At 69.3% G+C, this 18368-nt stretch carries 16 protein-coding genes and 1 tRNA gene; 10 read left to right on the top strand and 7 right to left on the bottom strand.

The window, feature by feature from the left end:
* Positions 1–116: 116 nt before the first annotated feature.
* Both AP234_RS02755 and AP234_RS02750 read right to left on the bottom strand, forming a co-directional pair.
* Positions 117–1706 (bottom strand): SDR family oxidoreductase, encoded by a 1590-nt coding sequence (locus AP234_RS02755; RefSeq protein WP_235557921.1) that lies wholly within the window; start codon positions 1704–1706, stop codon positions 117–119.
* Positions 1703–1909 (bottom strand): tryptophan-rich sensory protein, encoded by a 207-nt coding sequence (locus AP234_RS02750; protein ID WP_055477890.1) that lies wholly within the window; start codon positions 1907–1909, stop codon positions 1703–1705. The genes AP234_RS02755 and AP234_RS02750 overlap by 4 nt, the downstream gene beginning before the upstream one ends.
* A 245-nt stretch (positions 1910–2154) precedes the next feature.
* Between AP234_RS02750 and AP234_RS02745 the strand changes: the two genes are divergently transcribed.
* Together AP234_RS02745 and AP234_RS02740 are read left to right on the top strand one after the other, a co-directional pair.
* Entirely contained in the window at positions 2155–2613 is a 459-nt protein-coding gene (locus AP234_RS02745) for an Hsp20/alpha crystallin family protein (protein ID WP_235557920.1), read from the top strand.
* Positions 2614–2704: 91 nt separating this feature from the next.
* On the top strand, positions 2705–3013 hold the full coding sequence (locus AP234_RS02740) for a MerR family transcriptional regulator (RefSeq protein WP_055477889.1): 309 nt from the start codon (positions 2705–2707) through the stop codon (positions 3011–3013).
* A gap of 60 nt (positions 3014–3073) precedes the next feature.
* Here the strand turns inward: AP234_RS02740 and AP234_RS02735 are convergent, their stop codons facing one another.
* Positions 3074–4141: a hypothetical protein gene (locus AP234_RS02735; RefSeq protein ID WP_152990199.1), complete on the bottom strand. Its 1068-nt coding sequence runs from the start codon at positions 4139–4141 to the stop codon at positions 3074–3076.
* Positions 4142–4599: 458 nt separating this feature from the next.
* Positions 4600–4674, bottom strand: a tRNA-Arg gene (locus AP234_RS02730).
* A gap of 129 nt (positions 4675–4803) precedes the next feature.
* Between AP234_RS02730 and AP234_RS02725 the strand changes: the two genes are divergently transcribed.
* The 6 genes from AP234_RS02725 (at position 4804) to AP234_RS02700 (ending at position 10618) form a co-directional block, all read left to right on the top strand.
* A complete protein-coding gene (locus AP234_RS02725) occupies positions 4804–5196 on the top strand; it encodes a response regulator transcription factor (RefSeq protein WP_235557919.1) in 393 nt (130 codons plus the stop codon).
* A gap of 97 nt (positions 5197–5293) precedes the next feature.
* Positions 5294–6457: an ADP-ribosylglycohydrolase family protein gene (locus tag AP234_RS02720; protein WP_235557918.1), complete on the top strand. Its 1164-nt coding sequence runs from the start codon at positions 5294–5296 to the stop codon at positions 6455–6457.
* A gap of 317 nt (positions 6458–6774) precedes the next feature.
* Complete coding sequence (locus AP234_RS02715; RefSeq protein WP_083501699.1) at positions 6775–7761, top strand: siderophore ABC transporter substrate-binding protein; 987 nt, start codon at positions 6775–6777, stop codon at positions 7759–7761.
* A gap of 113 nt (positions 7762–7874) precedes the next feature.
* Positions 7875–8837, top strand: coding sequence for an iron chelate uptake ABC transporter family permease subunit (locus tag AP234_RS02710; RefSeq protein ID WP_055477886.1), 963 nt, complete (start codon positions 7875–7877; stop codon positions 8835–8837).
* Positions 8838–8840: 3 nt separating this feature from the next.
* The gene (locus AP234_RS02705; RefSeq protein ID WP_083501698.1) at positions 8841–9863 is read left to right on the top strand and encodes an iron chelate uptake ABC transporter family permease subunit; all 1023 of its coding nucleotides are present in this window, start codon (positions 8841–8843) and stop codon (positions 9861–9863) included.
* Positions 9860–10618: an iron ABC transporter ATP-binding protein gene (locus AP234_RS02700; RefSeq protein WP_055477885.1), complete on the top strand. Its 759-nt coding sequence runs from the start codon at positions 9860–9862 to the stop codon at positions 10616–10618. Before AP234_RS02705 ends, AP234_RS02700 begins: the two co-directional genes overlap by 4 nt.
* A 12-nt stretch (positions 10619–10630) precedes the next feature.
* On the opposite strand, the gene AP234_RS02695 is transcribed toward AP234_RS02700, so the two are convergent.
* From AP234_RS02695 to AP234_RS02685, 3 genes are all read right to left on the bottom strand, one after another.
* Positions 10631–11593: an SMI1/KNR4 family protein gene (locus AP234_RS02695; RefSeq protein WP_152990198.1), complete on the bottom strand. Its 963-nt coding sequence runs from the start codon at positions 11591–11593 to the stop codon at positions 10631–10633.
* Between the two features lie 100 nt (positions 11594–11693).
* Complete coding sequence (locus AP234_RS02690) at positions 11694–14396, bottom strand: glycoside hydrolase family 9 protein (protein ID WP_055477883.1); 2703 nt, start codon at positions 14394–14396, stop codon at positions 11694–11696.
* Between the two features lie 231 nt (positions 14397–14627).
* Complete coding sequence (locus AP234_RS02685) at positions 14628–15362, bottom strand: protein phosphatase 2C domain-containing protein (protein WP_055477882.1); 735 nt, start codon at positions 15360–15362, stop codon at positions 14628–14630.
* A gap of 58 nt (positions 15363–15420) precedes the next feature.
* On the opposite strand from AP234_RS02685, the gene AP234_RS02680 reads away from it, so the two are divergent.
* Positions 15421–17436 carry an N-6 DNA methylase gene (locus tag AP234_RS02680; protein WP_055477881.1) on the top strand — a complete coding sequence of 672 codons (2016 nt, stop codon included), beginning with the start codon at positions 15421–15423 and terminating at the stop codon, positions 17434–17436.
* Between the two features lie 40 nt (positions 17437–17476).
* Positions 17477–18364 (top strand): serine/threonine-protein kinase, encoded by an 888-nt coding sequence (locus AP234_RS02675; protein ID WP_055477880.1) that lies wholly within the window; start codon positions 17477–17479, stop codon positions 18362–18364.
* Positions 18365–18368 lie beyond the last annotated feature (4 nt).

Below are 18368 nucleotides of genomic sequence, written 5' to 3'. Positions count from 1 at the left end.
CCTCCGCCCGAGTCGTCCCGGAAATCAGACTAATGCGTCTGTGATCCATCGGGCCGATCGGGCCGCTCGCGGTCGGTGGTCATGTCGCCGACGGCATGGTCCGCGACGCGCGGGCGTCATCGAGAGAACGGGCGGGACTCCGTGAAACCGGAGTCCCGCCCTTTTCTGCGTTGTCCGCCCTGGTCGGCGGGAGGCGTGGCCGCGTGTCCGATCCGCCGGGCGGCTTCGGCGATGTTCCCCGGCATGCGGCCGAAGATCAGTCCGTGGAACGGGGTGATGCTCCACCAGTACAGGTGGCCGAGCAGGCCGTGCGGATGGAAGATCGCCCGCTGGCCGTACACGCTGCGCCCGTCGGCCCGGCGGCAAGTCAGCTCCAGCCAGGCCAGTCCCGGCAGCCGCATCTCGGCACGCAGCCGCAGCAGGGAGCCGGGCACGATCTCCTCCACCCGCCAGAAGTCGAGGGCGTCGCCGACGCGGAGCCGGTAGGGATCGCGCCGCCCTCTGCGCAGGCCGACGCCCCCCAGGAGACGGTCGAGGAAGCCGCGGATCCGCCAGGCGACGGGCAGGGAGTACCACCCGTTGTCCCCGCCGATGCCCTCGATCACCCGCCACAGGTGTTCGGATGGGGCGTCGACGGGGCGGTGCCGCTCGTCCACGTAAAGGTCGCCGCCGGCCCAGTCGGGGTCGCCGGGCAGCGGATCGCTCGGGGCTCCGGGCGTGGACGCCGACGACCAGCGGGTGGCCACGTCGGCCTCCTTGATGCGGCGGAGGGCGAGCCGTACGGCGTGCTCGAACCCGATCAACCCCTCGGGCGGGTCCGGAACGTAACGGGCGATGTCGTGCTCCCGGCAGACCGTCTCGTTGCGGAGCGACTCCACCAGTGGGCGGGCGACGTTCGCGGGGACCGGGGTGACGAACCCCACCCAGTAGCTGGCCAGGCGTGGAGTCAGCACGGGCAGCGGGATGATCAGCCGGGGCGGCAGCCCTGCGACGGCGGCGTACCTCCGCATCATGTCCTGATAAGTCAGGATGTCGGGGCCGCCGATGTCGAACTCCCGATGCACCTCCTTCGGCAGGTCGGCGCATCCCACGAGGTAGCGCAGCACGTCACGGATCGCGATCGGCTGGGTCCGGGTGCGCACCCAGGCGGGGGTGGTCATGGCGGGCAGCCGCTCGGTGAGGTGGCGCAGCATCTCGAACGACGCCGATCCCGAGCCGATGATCACCGCGGCGCGGAGCACCGCCGTGGGGACGCCGGAGCCGAGCAGGATCCGCGCCACCTCGCCTCTGGAGCGCATGTGCGGTGAGGGCCCGCTCACCGGGGTGAGGCCGCCGAGGTAGACGATGCGGCCCACCCCAGCGTCTTCGGCCGCGGCGGCGAAGGTCGTCGCCGCCGTGTGGTCCTTGCCGGCGAAGTCGCCCGCCGAGCCCATGGTGTGGATCAGGTAGTAGGCGACGTCGACACCATCGAGGGCGGCCCTGGTCTCGGCGTACTCCGTGGCGTCGGCCTTGCCGATCTCCACGCGGTCGTGCCAGTCGTGGTCACGGAGCCGGCGGGGAGTGCGGGCCATGCAGCGTACGGCGTGGCCGGCGTCGAGCAGCTCCGGCACCAACCTGCCGCCGATGTAGCCCGTAGCCCCGGTCACCAGACAGCGGAGCACGTGAATCACCCCCCGAGCACCGATCACCTGGTCGCCGCGGGTCACCGCGGGCATCGTCCGGTTTGGCCGCCACAGGAGGTCCAGACCAGGCCGAAGGCCCGTTCGGGCGGCTGCCACTGGGGCTTGCGCAACCGCCGATACCAGGCCGAGCCGGGGTCGGCGGCCCACCTGCCGGTGATCGTGGCGGCGCCCACCGCCGGCGCCGTCTTCAGAAGCGTTCCCGGGGCGTCGATGATCCGTGAGCTCATGGCGGTGCCGATCCCGTCGAGTCGAGAAGCCGGTACGAGAGCCCGGCGGTCCGCGGACAGCGCGCTGCCTGAGTAGTGGCCGTGCCCGCTGCGCCGTCCGTTAACCCCGTCGTTCCGGTCGGCCGCCGCCGCATGTCCTGCGGAGACCGTCGGATCTCCCGTACGCCCGAGATGGTGCCTCTTGCAATCCGGATGGAAGTAACTTATAACTGTAGTAGGAAGTTTCTTCCAAGGTGACACACATCATGGAGGAGGTTCGCGGCATGCTTCTCACCTCGATCGACCCGTTCATGCAGGAGTTCGAGCGCCAGTTCGACCGAATCGCCCGCGCGGCCTTCAGCACGGCCGGAGGCGGCCAGGACGTCATGCCGATGGACGGCATCCGCCGAGAGGACGAGGTGGTCCTGCGGTTCGACCTTCCCGGGATCGACCCGGCCGGCATCGAGGTCACCGTGGACCGCGGGGTGCTCAGCGTCGGCGCGCACCGCGAGGAGGAGCTCACCGACGACGACCGGCCGTTCGTACGGGAACGCCGGATGGGCCGGTTCACCCGCCGCATCTACCTGTCGGAACACCTGGACAGCGAGCGGATCCAGGCCGACTACGAAAACGGCGTGTTGACCCTGCGCATCCCGGTGACGGACACGGCCAAGCCGCGCAAGATCGAAGTGCGCGGCTCGGGCGCCAAGGCGATCACGCGCTGACCGGGATCGACGGTCCCTTGTCCCATACGGGCCCCGATGGCAGGGCCGGTGCCTGTCCAGCACCGGCCCTGCCTCGTTGACGGAGGTGCCGATGCCTTCTCTGCCTTTCGACGACGAGCGCGCACCGCTGTACTCGGTCGGCCAGGTCGCCGCGATGCTGGAGGTGCAGCAGGCGTTCCTGCGACGCCTCGACGAGTACGAGGTCGTACGTCCCCAGAGGTCACCTGGAGGGCAGCGCCGCTATTCGCGGTACGACATCACCCAGGTGCAGTACGTCACGGTGCTCGTCGACGAGGGGATGACGCTGAACGCGATCCGCCGCATCCTGCAACTGGAGCAGGAGGTCGCCCGGCTCAAAGCCGAGCTGGCCGAGATGCGGCGCCGACTGGGAGAGCAATAGTTCGGGCACACCGCCGCATCCGGCAGGGCGTATCGGCATCGAACGCCGCCGACCGCGCCACTAGACAGCTTTGCGATTGGCGGATTCCTCGTAGGCACTCCTCAGGAGCGCGAGCACCTCGTCGCTGATGTCGCACTTCAGGTAGTTGTTCTGACCGATCTGGCCGGGAAGCCGTTCGTCCAGGAGGGCAAGTGTGTTCGGCGCCTCGGCTTCGATGACAGTGCGCTGCGGGCTGACATAGGCGCCTCCGTCGTTCCAGATCGTGAACATCCCACGGCTCTGACCGGGAAGACGCGGATTGAGGATCCAGCGGCCCTTGCCCACGGTGGTGAAGAGGGTGGCCAGATTGTCTGACTGCAATCGCTCTGCCCAGTCACACAGCCGGCGGAGCAACTCGCGATGGGAGGGATCGGCGCTGTCGATGCTGTCGCGGAAGGAAGCCGATCCCGAAGTCGGCCTGGCCTCCCGTTGAATCCTCGAGGGCGAAACCGAGGCCGCCAGAGCGCGCTCCGGCTCGACCAGTTGTGGGACGAGCACCCGGCTGCCACGCACGTCGTAGGCCATCACCGTCACCAGATCGATATCCAGGCGATCGTTGGTGACGGTCTGCAGATACCCGGCGAGCTCGATCAAGTCGGTCGGCGCGGCGTCGAGGACCACAACGCAGCGGGCATTCCCCTTCTCGAATTCCTCAGCCATGCCGTTGCGAAAGGTCTCGATGTCGAATGATCCATCACCGACCTCCGCGGCCACCGCATCGGCGACGGTGGCGTGTCCGCGTTCGGTCACATGAGGCTGCATCAGCTCTTCGAACGCGGTCGCCGACAGCCGGAAAATATAGGACGCGTAGCCGAGTACCTGCGCGAAGACGGTTCTCCGATCCGAATTTGCGGCGAGTTTCACCTCGATGACCACTGGTCGCCCGCTATCGGCGTCCACGGCCACGAGATCGGCGTAGCCATTGCCGAGCTGTACCTCCCGACCCAGGATCACCAGTCGTGGCTGACCGGGAAGCGGCAGCATCGCGGGAGCGCGTTCGATGCTGTTGTGAAGCGCCTGCTCGTTCGCGTACGGCTGCGCGGGAAGAGGTACCAGCCTATTTCCTTCGTCATGCCAAATGCCCGTCACCGATGCTCCCTTGTCCGCTACCCGTCACTGCTGACCGCAATGGCGCCGGTACCTGCACCCACGTTCTTCTGACACTGAGCGCCATGCTCGCCGACCGAGAGCCTCGCAGACCTTGAGCACGACCGGCTCACTCTCCTGGCCGCCGACCTCGCCGACGCTCCTGCGGAACTCCGGCGCGAGCTGTTCGAAGTCTTCCATTTGGAGGGTCCGCTATGACCCCCGCACGAACATCGCCCTGATCCGGATCACGCTGGACAGCGACACGATCAGTGACATCGTCAGCCTGAGCGAGAGGTCACGCATTCATGATCGAATCCGTCATCGGAGCGGGTGATCGTGAGCAGACCGGTCGCCTATGGCCTCGACCTCCGATGGCAGTCCGGCAATCCATTCCGCAGAACGGAAAAACGGGCACCCTCTGTCCCGAGATGGGATGGATGCCCGTAGCGCAGATCTTCTGGTGCCCCCTGCAGGATTCGAACCTGCGCACCCGGCTCCGGAGGCCGGTGCTCTATCCCCTGAGCTAAGGGGGCTTGACCGCTTCATAAGGCTACCAGTCCTCGGGGGTGTCTCGTCACACTGTTGGGCGGCGAGGCGCCACCGTGGCCGGAGATCCACGAAACCGGCACGGGACCCCCTCGCGGGAGGTTAACTTTGCGGCTGTGGGCGAGATTATCGGGCGAGTGCTGGTGGTGGACGACGACGAGGTCATCCGCCAGCTCATCGCGGTCAACCTGACGCTGGAGGGGTTCGAGGTCGAGACCGCCTACGACGGGCAGAACTGCCTTGATCGCGTGGCCGAGGTCGACCCGGATGTGATCACGCTGGATGTGATGATGCCGCGACTGGACGGCTGGGAGACGGCGACCCGGCTGAGGGCCGACGAGAACACCAGCCACATCAAGGTCGTGCTCATCACGGCGAGGGCGCAGGAGGACGATCGTCGACGTGGTCTCGGCATCGGCGTCGACGCGTACCTGACGAAGCCTTTCGACCCGGCCGAGCTGATCCAGGTCGTCCGCGACCTGGCGACCCGCGACTCCTCCGCCGCCTGACCGGCGGGCGGGTAAGCGGATGCGTACGGGGACCGGGTGCCGTCGGCCCCCGGAAGGTGGTATGCCTTCCTGTACGTGATCGCGAGAGGAGCGCCCGGTGGTGGACCGCCCTGCCGAAGACCTTTCAACATACGGCAGCCGCGTCAGGGGCTGCGTCCTGGGCGGAGCGATCGGGGACGCCCTCGGCGCGCCGATCGAGTTCTCCTCGCTCGCAGGCATCCGCGAGGAGTACGGTCCGGCCGGGATCACCGGCCTCGTCCCGGACGGACAAGGCAGGATCGGCCTGATCACCGATGACACCCAGATGACGCTCTTCACGCTGGAGGGGCTGCTGCGGGCGGATGTCCGGTTCGCCCAGCGCGGCGTCTGCCACGTGCCGTCCGTGCTGCGCTCCGCCTATCTGAGGTGGCTGGACACCCAGCAGTACGCCGCCCCGCCGGCCCGTGAGCCCGAGCGGTTCTTCCGTACCGGCGGACTACGCGAGCAGCGCTGGCTCTACGCGCGCCGCGCGCCCGGCAACGCCTGCCTGTCCGGGCTGCACGCCCAGCTGGGCGGCCAGGCGGGTGGCGGGACGGGCGGCGAGGTACGGCTCGGCGAACCCGGCCCGGTCAACCCCGGCTCCAAGGGCTGCGGGACGGTCATGCGCTCCGCGCCGTTCGGGCTGGCCGGGGGAGCCCCGCGTCAGGTCTTCGAGACGGCGGCGGAATGCGCCCGGATCACCCATGGCCATCCGACCGGTTACCTGGCCGCCGGCGCCTTCGCCGTACTGATCCATTTCCTCGTCCGGGGCGCCACGATCCGCGCGGCCGTGACGGACGCCATGGAGATCCTCGCCGACTACCCGGCGCACGAGGAGACCACGGAGGCGCTGCGCGCAGCGGTCGCCCTCGCCGATCGTGGCGACCCCACCGCCGAGAAGGTGGAGTCCCTCGGCGAGGCCTGGATCGCGGAGGAGGCCCTCGCCATCGCGGTCTACTGCGCGCTGGTGGAGCACGGTGAGGCGCCGGCGGACCGCGACCCATCGCGGCGGGCCCTGCTCCTCGCCGTCAACCACTCGGGCGACAGCGACTCGACCGGCGCCATCTGCGGCAACATCCTGGGCGCAAGGTACGGAGATCTCGCGCTGCCCGGCGAGTGGCTGGTCCACCTGGAGGGACGCGCCGCCATGACCGAGCTCGCCGACGACTTCGCGCGGCAGATGACCGACGGCCGTTCCGCCAGCCGCTCCGAGGGCTGGCTCGCCAGATATCCGGGCGATTGACCTCGGCCGAGGCAAGCGCCGGCTCCTGCGACCGCTGACGAACTCACCCCTGAGCGGGCCGCCGTGCCCGGCAGCGGATACAGCGGCAGGGCTGCTTCATCTCTGACCTGACCTGGAGGGCTTCCTCGGTCTCTAGAGGGCCGGGCCGGCCTGCTGATGTTATCGATAACACTCAACGACGAGGGGTCCGGTCCTCACAAGGATGTGCCGTAGATCACGTTTGACCGGTCTTGATGTGTGGGGTCCTAGTTAGGTAAACCTAATTTAGGTAAGCCTAACCTTCACTCTCGATCGAGAGTCCGTGACCAGAGGTCTTCGTGCGCTCCAATTCCCTCAGGCACCGGCTGTTCGGTGCGCTCGTCATCCCCGCGCTGTTCGTCCTGGGCGCCTGTGGCGGCACCGCCGCCGGTTCCGGTGACTCCACCGCCTCATCATCGGCCTCGTCGGCGGCCGCCGCCTCGGCGGAACCGGTGACCGTCACCCATGCGCAGGGGACCGCGACCATCCCGGCGACGCCGCGGACCGTGGTGGTGTTCGACATCGGCGTGCTGGTCACGCTGGACGAACTCGGCGTGCCCGTCGCCGGCGTCCCGCAGCTCGACACGCTGCCCGACTCCCTGGCCGAATATCGCTCCGACGACTACGCCAAGGTGGGGTCGCTCTTCGAGCCGGACTACGAGAAGGTGGCCGCGCTCGATCCCGACCTGATCATCATCGCGGGCCGGTCGTCGGCCGCCTATCCCGAGCTCAGCAAGATCTCCACGACGGTGGACCTGACGGTCGATTACGAGAACTTCCTGTCCAGCTTCCGCCGGCGCACCGAGGCACTGGGGACGATCTTCGGAAAGCAGGACCAGGTCAGGCAGCGGCTCGACGCGCTCGAAACCACGGTGGGCGAGGTCGCGGCCAAGGCGCAGGGCAAGGGCACGGGTCTGGTCGTGCTGACCACCGGCGGCAAGCTGAGCGCGTACGGACCCGGCTCCCGATTCGGGCTCGTCTACGACCCCCTGGGCGTGAAGCCCGCGGCGGACGACCTCGCCAAGGACAGCCACGGAAACGCCATCTCGGCCGAGTTCCTGGCCAAGGCCGACCCCGATCTCCTCTACGTCGTCGACCGCGACTCGGCCATCGGGGAGAGCGGCAAGGCCGCCGAGCAGGTTCTGGACAACGAACTGGTCAACCAGACGAAGGCCGCGAAGAACGACAAGATCGTTTATCTGGACGCCTTCGTCTGGTACATCGCACCGAACGGCCTGAGCTCGGTGGAGGCGATGGTCAAGGCGATCGGCGACAGCCTGTCGTGAGCGGTCTCCTCCCGTTGCGAGGGGAGGCGGAGCGCCCGCCTGTGGAGTCCGTGGAGTGTACGGACTCCACAGGCGGGCGTCCGGTCCGGGGCGGCTCTCCGGATCGGGGCAGGGTGAGACTCTGGCACATCGTGACCGGAGGGGTGCTGCTCGTCCTGTCGGCCTTCGGATCGCTGTTCGTCGGCGTCGCCGAGGTCACCCCCTGGGGGCTGCTGCACGCCGACTCCGCCGCAGTGCTGGTCTTCCTCGAATCCCGGGTGCCCCGGCTGCTGGCGATCCTGCTCGCCGGCATGGGGATGAGCGTGGCCGGTCTGGTGATGATGCACATCACCCGGAACCGCTTCGTCTCGCCCTCGACGGCCGGTACGACGGAGTCGGCGAGTCTGGGCGTGCTGGTGGCCACCCTCCTCGCCGGCTCCGAGGCGGTCTTCGTGAAGATGGGCGTCGCCGTGGTCTTCGCGCTGGCCGGCACCTTCCTCTTCCTGGTGATCCTGCGCCGGCTGACCTTCAGCGACATGATCCTGGTCCCCCTCGTCGGCATCATGTTCGGCGCCGTCATCGGCTCCGTGACCACGTTCTTCGCCTACCGGGCCGACCTGCTGCAGACCCTCGCGACGTGGACCAGCGGTGACTTCTCGGGCGTGCTGCGCGGTCGCTACGAGTTGCTGTGGCTGGCCGGCGCGGTGACGCTGCTCGGCTACCTCTACGCTGATCGCTTCACGGTCGCCGGGATGGGCCGCAGCTTCTCGATCAACCTCGGTGTCGCCTACGACCGGATCGTCAACACCGGCCTGGTGCTGGTCGCCGTGATCACCGCCGTGGTCGTCGTCACCGTCGGGGACATCCCCTTCCTGGGGCTGATCGTGCCCAACCTGGTGACGATCGTGCTCGGCGACAACCTGCGGCGCATCCTGCCCGTGACCGCTCTCACGGGGGCGTTCTTCGTGCTGATCTGCGATGTGATCGGGCGGCTCATCCGGTTTCCGTACGAGATCCCGGTCGCGACCGTGGTGGGGGTCGTCGGCGCGGGCGTGTTCCTGGCCCTGGTGCTCAGGAACCGGAACAGGACGGCCTGAGCGATGACGACGAGAACCGTCCAGGTGACGGCGACACACCTTCCCCCGGCTTCGGCCGGGGCGTTCCGGGACGCCCGCCGCCGCGAGCGCCGTACCCTCGCGGTGCTCGTCGTGGTGGCAGCGGCCGTCCTGGTGGGCTTCTGCACGATCGGTCTGGTCGGCAACTGGGAGTACGCACTCGGCATCCGGCTGCGCAAGCTCGCCACGATGATCGTGGTCGGGTACGCCATCGCCTGCTCCAGCGTGATCTTCCAGACGGTCACCGGCAACCGCATCCTGACTCCCGGCATCATGGGGTTCGACGCGCTGTTCGTGCTGATCCAGACGCTGATCGTGTTCTTCTCCAGCGGACTGGCACTCACCGCCGCCGACCCCCGGCTGCTGTTCGCCGGCCAGGTGGTGACCATGGTGGTGTTCGCGAGCGCCCTCTACCGCTGGCTGTTCGGCCGCCGGAGCCGGGACCTGTACGTCCTGGTCCTGGCCGGTGTCATCTTCGGCACGCTTTTCTCCAGCCTGTCCTCCCTGGCCTCGCGGCTGATCAACCCCAACGACTTCGTCGTGCTGCAGGACACCCTGTTCGCGAGCTTCAACCAGGTGGATCCCGGCCTGCTGCTGCTGTCCGTCCTCCTGGTGCCGGCGATGACGGCCTGGGCGGCCCGCCTGTTCGCCCGGCTCGACGTGGTCGCACTCGGACGGGATCACGCGATCGGCCTCGGCGTCGACCATTCCTCCGTGGTGAACCGGGCCCTCGTGGCGATCGCCGTCCTGGTGTCGGTGTCCACCGCGCTGGTCGGCCCGATCACGTTCCTGGGGCTGCTCGTGGCGAACCTCGCCCGGCAGCTCACCGGCACCTACCGGCACCGCGTCCTGGTCCCGGCCGCGGGCCTCGTCTCGGTGATCGTCCTCCTGGGCGGCCAACTCGTCCTGGAGCAGGTGTTCTCGCTGAACACCGCGCTCAGCGTGATCATCAACTTCGCCGGCGGTGTCTACTTCATCGCCCTGCTCGTCCGGGAGTCACGACGGTGATCCAGATCGACCATGTCACCAAGCGGTACGGCGAAACCACCGTCGTCGACGACGTCTGCCTGTCGATCCCCAAGGGCGGCGTGACCTCCATCATCGGGGCGAACGGCGCGGGGAAGTCGACCCTGCTGTCCATCGTCAGCCGGCTCCTGCCGTCCGACAGCGGCTCGGTCACCGTGGACGGCCTGGACGTGGCGACCACCCCGAGCGGGAAACTGGCCCGCCGCCTGGCCGTACTCCGCCAGGAGAACCACATGAGCGTACGGCTCACCGTGCGCGAGCTGGTGGCCTTCGGCCGCTTCCCGCACTCGGGGGGCCGGTTGACCTCACACGACCTGGACCTGGTGGACGAGGCCATCGGCTACTTCGAACTGACTGACCTGGCCGACCGCCACCTCGACCAGCTCTCCGGCGGGCAGCGCCAGCGCGCGTACGTGGCGATGGTGCTCTGCCAGGACACCGACTACGTGCTGCTGGACGAGCCGCTGAACAACCTCGACATGCGGCACTCGGTGCAGATGATGCGCCGGCTGCGCCGGATGGCCGACGAGTTCGCCAAGACCGTGGTCCTGGTCGTGCACGACATCAACTTCGCGTCCTGCCACTCCGACACGATCGTGGCGATGAAGAACGGGAAGGTGATCGCTCAGTGGGACACCGCCGCGATGATGTCCCCCGACGTGCTGCGCGAGGTCTACGACCTGGACATCGACGTCCACGACTTGTCCGGCCACCGCATCGGCGTCTACTTCTCCTGAGCCATGCCGCCGTCACGGACGGGGATCACCGGCACAGCCGGGGGGCGGGGTCTTCATCGGTTCCTCGGCCCAGCGCAGCTCGCAATCGCCCGTGACGATGGGGTGCCGGCCGCGCAGTGCCGTACCGGCCTCCAGCGACCCGGCCAGTGCCTCCAACATGGCGACGTAGGACGGCCAGCCCATCGGGCCGTCGTACCTGAGGTTCTCGTTCCACCCGACCTCGCCGATCCGGCCGGTACGCGGTTCGACGAACAGGTTCTTTCCGGTGCCCGTCGAGCCGATCGCCAGCAGGCTGCCGTGCCATTTTCCGCGCTCGGGGTCGGCCGCCTCGAGGTCACCGCCCACCACGAGGTCATGACACCTGTTCCGGTTGACGGAGTCGATGCCGGTGAGCCCGAGGAGTCCGTAGGTCGGGGGCAGGTGGAACCCGTTGCCGAGGTTGCCGCCGGCACCGTCGTGGCGCAGTAGAGAGGCGTACAGGTCGTCGGGAAGCCTCCGGTTGTGGCTGCCCTCCCACTGGGCGAGGTGCTCGGGTTTCGCCGGGGGGTTCAGCCTGCGGAGGGTGCCCGACGCGTGTGCGCCGAGCCGGCGTTCGATCCGGTCCCACGCCCGGTTCACCCGTACGGCGACCGCCGGGTCGGGCGTTCTCGGGGAATACGTGGGCTCAGGTCCGAAGGTCGTGACCACCTCCGGCTCCGGTCGGGATGCCGGATCGGCGCCGGACTCGTCGTCCCAGATGATGGGCTCGCAGCCGACGGCTCGGGCCTCCTCCGGCGTGAGCGCCTCGGCCCTGAGCCGCGCCTCGAACTCCGGATCGCTGCAGGAGAACGAGACCGAGTCACCGAACAGGACGGTGGAGCACGAGACGAATTCCTGCTGTTCCTCCTGCTCGGCCGTGTCAGCGACGACACCGCCCATCAACAGCGCCACGGCGATGATCGATCGCACGGCCCGTAACCGTCGAACCAAGATCACCGCAGTACTTTACCGATTCCCGGCCCCCGGGGGACGTGCGCCCGGCGGGGTGGCCGGGCGCACGCGAGCCCGTACGGCTGCCGCGTTCAGGGGCGACCGATCAGGAGCAGGTGGTGCCGTTGAGGGTGAACGAGGTCGGTCTGGGGTTGGCGCCGGTGTAGGTCCCGTTGAAGCCGATCTGCACCGACTGGTTGGGGCTGATGGTCTTGTTCCAGTCGAGGTTCGTGGCGGTCACGGCGGTCCCCGACTGGGTCCAGGAGGCCGACCAACCGGGCAGGCCGACCTTCTGGTCGCCGGGGAAGGCGAACTTCAGGGTCCACCCGCTGATCGGCGTGGTCCCGGCGTTGGTGATCGTCAGGTTGGCCGTGAAGCCGCCGCCCCAGTCGTTGACCGAGTAGGCCACCTTGCACGCCGCACCGGGGGAAGGCGACGGTGATGGAGACGGGCTGGGGGAGGGGGTCGGGGTGGGCAGGCCGGACTGGGCGATCGCGGTGAGGGTCTCGGACGGTGGGCTCGTGTTGCCCGCGGCGTCCCTGGCCACCACATAGAAGGTGTATGCCTGCCCCGTCACCAGGCCGGTGGCTATGTATATCGTGTTCGAGGCCGACCCGATCTTCGAGAACGTGCCGTCCTTCTCCATGTAGATGTCGTAACCGGTGACGCCGACGTCATCGGTGGCGGGCGACCAGCACATCGGGATCGCCTGGTTGAAGTCGTACCCGCACACACGAAGCGAGGTGGGGGCGGTCGGCGGCGTGGTGTCCGCCGGCGATGGGCTGGGCGATGGACTGGGCGAGGGACTCGGGGACGGGCTGGGCTCGGCGCCGGGCGGCGTGCCCCAGATGAGGCGGCCGTCGTCGTCGTAGAGCGTCATGTTGGCCGCGCCCTTGGCCGACCAGTCATTGCCGGGATCCCAGCTCGCGCCCTCGGCGACGCCGATCTTGAGCTGCACCTCACGCCGGTACTCGGACTGCCCGCCGGGGAAGATCAGCGTGCCGGTGCAGTCGACCTCGGCGTAGTAGGTGCGGCCTTCGAACGGATGCGGCCCGGTCGGCGTCTTGCACTGGCTGTAGGAGGTGCCGACGGTCACCTGGTCGGGTGTGGTGGACCCGTCGAGCGTGAAGTAGTAGCGGAACCTCGCCCGTTCGAGGACCGTCGCCGGCCAGGCGGACTTGTTGATGATGTACGTCTTGGCCGCCGTCTCGCGGGCCTGATGCGTGATCGTCGGCTCAAGGTAGAACTCCGGGCCGTCGGGGGTCTCCTGCGGCAGCGTGGTCAGCGGCGTTCCGCCGTACCGGCCGTAGAGGACGGCGAGCGAGCTGGTGATGCCGGAGTTGAAGTCGAGCGCGACCTCGTTCTTGACGTAGTCGCCGCGGCTGTCGGTGTAGGAGTCGGCCGCGTCGGGGCCGCCGACGAGTCCGCCGTACAGGATGTGCCGGCTGACCGCCGGCTCGCCGTCAGGCCCGGCGTTGGTCCACGAGCCGTGCGCGCCACGATGATGCGGGTTGCGCGGCGGGTTGACGCCGAAGCCGATCATGTAACTGGAGTGCCGGGGATTGTCGCCGAGGGCGTAGTCGATCTGCCGCTTGCCGAAGTCGTGATAGCGCGAGTAGAGCGGGTCGGCCTCGCCGAGGTGGTCCGCGTACCTGAGCGCGACGAAGGCGGTGTTGGCGGCCATGCGCAGTGAGGCCCAGTGGAAGATGTACGCCAGGCCGCCCGGGGTGATCGTGCCCTTCTTGCCCTTGTATCCGACGGTCCAGTAGTCCAGGTAGCGCTGGACGTCGCTCTTGTACCGCTGCTCACCGGTCAGCTCGGCCATCTGCTCGTAGACGGCGTACTGCTTGTCGTTCCAGCCGAAGCCGAAGTTGAACACCGGCACCTGCGCCCCGTTGCCTCCGGGGTCTTCCTGGGTGCCCATCTTGGGGTAGAACTCCCGGGCCCGGTCGAGGTAGCCGTCGGTGCCGGTCGCGCGGTAGAGCCAGACGGCGGCCCAGGCCAGCTCGTCCCAGTACATCTTGGTCGCGCCCTCGACCTGACCTCCCTCACCGGTCGAGTTGTAGAAACCCTGGGCCGCGCTGACGCAGTTGACGTACGCGGTGTCGCGGCCGTTCACGCCCTTGGTCGTGTCGGCGAACGTGAAGAGCTGCTTGGCGTGGGTGAGCAGCTTGTCGGCGTACGCGGGGTCGGTCGGCCGGAAGACCATCGAGGAGGCGGCCATCGCGGCCGCGGTCTCCGCCGCCACGTCGGTGCCCGGACACGAGGAGGTGATCTTGTATACCGGCCGCTTGTGCCCCTTGGCCTCTACCGTCTCGGGGGCGCCCCAGTAGGAGTGGTCCTCGCCGCCGTCGCCGACCTGGACGTACAGGACATTCGGCTCGGGGTGGGCGTTGACGAAGTAGTCGCCCGCCTGGCGCAGCGTGTTCAGCAGGTACGGCAGCTGCCCGGACCTTTCGTAGGCGGCCCGGTAGTCGACGCCGCCCCAGGCGAGCGTCGTGGTCATCGCGGCCATCGGGAAGCCGAACTTGACGTGGTCTCCGGCGTCGTAGAAGCCGCCTGACAAATCCACCCCGGCGGCCTTGCCGTCGTTGACCGTGGAGTCGGCGCGCCAGGTCACACGATTGGACGCGGGCAGGCGTCCCGACTCCTGTGCCTCGTAGAACAGGAACGATTTCTGCAGTGCCTCGCCATAGTTGAAGCTCGGCTCCGCCGCGAGGGCGGAGGTGGAGATGTTCGCGATCGCCAGCATCGCGCCGGCCAGTGCGGCCGCCGTGCTCGCGCTCAGCAGCCGTTTCGGTAGTCGCATCGAGTGCCCCTTGTGAGAATGGGGGAAGGCTCCCGTCGCGATCGTCCGGCGAGGTGGCGGCGTGGTCCAAGGGGCGCCCAGGCGGCGCGGTGGCCGCTCCAGGTCAGGGGCGATCCGGCGACTGAAAGTTTCAGCCGCCGACGCGGCCTGACGTGCGCTCATTCGGCCGGGCGGGGATGCCCGACCTGTCGGCTCCGCGAGGTCGACCCGCGGCGTGATCCGCTCAGCCGCTCAGGAGGAGACGGCCTCGACGTCGGCGACGATGCAGGAGATGTTGTCGGGGCCGCCGCCCTCGTTGGCGAGGTCGATCAGCCGGCGCACCGCCTCCTCGGGTTCGCCCGCGGTCGTCAGCACATGGTGCAGCGCCTCGGGATCCAGCACGGCGGTGAGTCCGTCGGAGCACAGCAGGTAGCGGTCCCCGGGAAAGACGTCACGCATCGAGAGATCGGGGTCGGCGGCACCGGTGGTCTCGAGTGCCCGCAGCAGCAGCGAACGGTTCGGATGCCTGGCCGCCTGGTCCGGGCTCAACCGTCCGTCGTCCACCAGCGACTGGACCAGCGTGTGGTCTCTCGTGATCTGGTAGAGGTTCCCCTCGCGCAGCATGTACGCCCTGGAGTCGCCGACGTGCGCGAGCGCGAACCTGCTCGCACCGTCCCACAGCATGGCCGTGACCGTCGTGCCCATCCGCTCCAGCGCGGGATCGCGCTCGGCCAGCTCACTCAGCCTGCGGCCGGCCTCCAGCACCGCTCCCTCGATCGCGGCGACGGGGTCCTCGGGCGGCGGGCCGTCCTCCAGCGCCGCCAGAGCCCCGATGGCGACCGCGCTGGCGACATCGCCGTGGCCGTGCCCGCCCATGCCGTCGGCTATGGCGAAGACGCGCTCGCCCGCGTGCACGGAATCCTCATTCTTGCTGCGGGAGCGACCGACGTCAGTGCCGGCGGCGTGACGAATGCGGTTGTGCGTCATGGTTTTGAGTAAACCACTGGTTGAATCGCTTCACAAGCTTAATGCTACTCTGAACTTCATGAGCCACGAGATCCCGGCTGCGCACGAGGCCACGGTGAACGCCGGCGAGATCGCCAGGCTGGCCGACGTCGGCCGGGCGGCGGTCAGCAACTGGCGCCGCCGCTATGAGGACTTCCCGCAGCCGGTGGGTGGCACCGCCTCCAGCCCGCTCTTCTCCCTTCCCGAAATAGAGGCGTGGTTGCGCCGCAACGGCAAGTCTTTCGAGCTGTCGATCGGCGACCGGGTCTGGCAGCGGCTGCGGGCGTCGGCCGGCGACCTGCGGCTGGGGGAGATGGTCGGCCATGCCGGGGCGTTCCTGCTCTACCTGAGGCGCGATCCGGCCGGCTGGGAGCGGCTCGCCCGCGATCCCGGCCTGGCCGTACGGCTCGGGCCCGCCGTCGAGGCCGTGACCGGCGACCTGCCGGCCAGGCTGCCCGGCCCTGGCCTCACCGACCCGAAGCTGATCCACCTGATCGCGGAGATGGCCGCACGGCAGGGCGACGCGGCGGCGTTCGAGTTCCTGTGCGAGCGCTACACCGAGGCGCACAGCCGGCGTCTGGCCGTCACCCGGCACGACCTCGCCGCGGTGATGACGCGGCTGGCCTGCGCCGACGCGAAATCCGTCCTCGACCCAGCCTGCGGCATGGGGACCCTGCTGCTCGGCGTGCCGCGGCCGGTCCGGCTGCTCGGGCAGGAGGTCAACGAGACCGTGGCGGTGCTGACCGCCGTACGGCTGCTGCTGCACGGGCACAGCGCGTGGATCGTCGCGGGCGACACCCTGCGCGCGGACGGCTTCGTCGAGGAGCGGGCCGATGCCGTGGTGTGCGATCCGCCGTTCAACGAGCGGGCATGGGGCCACGAGGAGCTGGTCGGCGACCCCCGCTGGGGATATGGCATGCCGCCGCGAGGCGAGTCCGAGCTCGCCTGGGTGCAGCACTGCCTCGCCCATGTGCGACCGGGCGGGCCCGTCGCCATCCTGATGCCGGTCGCCGCCGCCGGACGGCGCTCGGGCCGGCGGATCCGGTCGAACCTGCTGCGCGGCGGGGCGCTGCGTGCCGTGATCACACTGTCGGCCGGAGGCCCGGACCTGTGGCTGCTGCGCCGTCCGGTCCCCGGCGAGGCCCGGTCCGCGACGTTCCTCGTGGCCGACGCCTCCGATGACCTGTCGGTCGTCGAGTCTGCGTGGCGGGCCTGCCTCGCCGGGGCCGAGCAGGCCGAGTCCGGGTCGTCCGAGGCGCCGCGGGGCGGCCGGGCCGTACGCATAGTCGACGTCCTCGACGACGAGGTGGACGTCGCCCCCGCCCGGCATCTGTCGGCTCCCGGCGACGCCCGGGAGTTCCCCATCGTCCGCGACCGGTTCCGTACGGCGGTGGCCGCGCTGGCCGATGCCGTACCGGACCTGGCCGTGCTCGCCGAGGCGAGCGCGGACGGCGTGGGCGGGACGCGCGCGGCCGACGGCTGGGACGGCTCGGCCACGACCATCGCCGAGCTGGCCAAGGCGGGCATGGTGACCGTCCGGCACTCTTCGCTCAAGGCGCTGCCCGAGGCACACGGCCCGGTCCGCGTGCTCACCGTCGACGACCTGGCGGTGGGCGGGCCGCCGTCCGGATCGATGCCGTCCGGAGGGGGCCTGGTCACGATCCAGCCCGGGGATATCGTCGCCTCCGCGATCACCGCTCGGGTCGCCGAGGCGGAGGGCGCGGTGCTGGGCCCGCACCTCAGCGTCTTCCGGGTGGACCCCGGCAGGATCGACCCGGAGTTCCTCGCGGGCCTCCTGCGCTTCGCCGCGAGCGGAGGGACGAGCAGGCCCGGGACCAGCAGGGTGGGGGCGAGCCGGGTCGGGGTGAGCCGGGTCGACGTCCGCCGCACCCGCGTCCCGCGGCTGCCCATGGCCCGCCAGCGCGCGTACGGCAGGGCGTTCCGGCGGCTTCTCGCCCTGGAAGACGGGCTCAGGGAGGTGAACGCCGCGGGGGAGACGCTCGCCCGCGCCGGGGTCGAGGGGTTGATCTCCGGCACTCTTCTTCCCCCTGCTTGAAGGTGTAGCTTTTTCCGGGACAGGCCGAGGGGAGGGGTGCATGGTCATCGGCGACCGCTACGAGCTCGACGACCTTCCGCTGGGCCAGGGCGGGATGGGCGCGGTCTACGGTGGTCACGATCGGCATCTCGACCGCAAGGTCGCGGTGAAGTTCCTCCGGCTTCCCGGCGGCCAGGACGAGGAACTGGAGCGCAGGTTCATCCGCGAGGCGCGGATCCTGGCCCGGCTGGAGCACCCGGGGGCGCCGGTCCTCTACGACTTCGGCACGTTCGAGCAGCGCCTTTTCCAGGTCATGCAGTTCATCGAGGGTGTGACGGTCGCCGACCTGCTCGGCGAGCACGGCCCGCTTCCGGTGCCCTGGGCCGCGGCCATCGCCGCTCAGGCGTGCGCCGTGCTGACGGCCGCGCATGAGCTGTCGATCTGCCACCGCGATCTCAAGCCGACCAACCTCATGCTCTGCCCGGACGGCAGCGTGAAGGTCCTCGACTTCGGGCTCGCCATGCTCCGGGAGGGGGACGCCCGCCCGTTCACGAGGATCGGACAGATCCTCGGCACGCCCGCGTACATGTCGCCCGAGCAGATCCAGAGCGGGGTCGCGGGGCCGAAGAGCGATCTGTACGCCCTCGGCTGCGTCCTGCACGAGATGCTGACCGGCAGGCAGCTGTTCACCGGGCCGACGGAGTACGCGGTGTTCGACAAGCAGGTGAAGGCACGGCCCCCGCGGGTCCCGAACGTGCCGGCCGCGCTGGACCGGCTGATCGCCGGCCTGCTGGAGAAGAAGCCGGAGAACCGGCCGGCCGACGCCTGCGAACTGTACGAGCGGCTGCAGCCCTTCGCGGTCGATCTCCCCATGCTGCCCGGCTTCCTCAACCCCCCGTCCGTCCCGAGCCCCGGCCGGATGTACGCCCGCATGGTCGGCCGCGTGTGATGAC

Source organism: Sphaerimonospora mesophila (assembly GCF_001417795.1).
In the GTDB taxonomy this organism is placed as follows: domain Bacteria; phylum Actinomycetota; class Actinomycetes; order Streptosporangiales; family Streptosporangiaceae; genus Sphaerimonospora; species Sphaerimonospora mesophila.
This window is presented reverse-complemented; position numbering and strand designations above follow the sequence as displayed.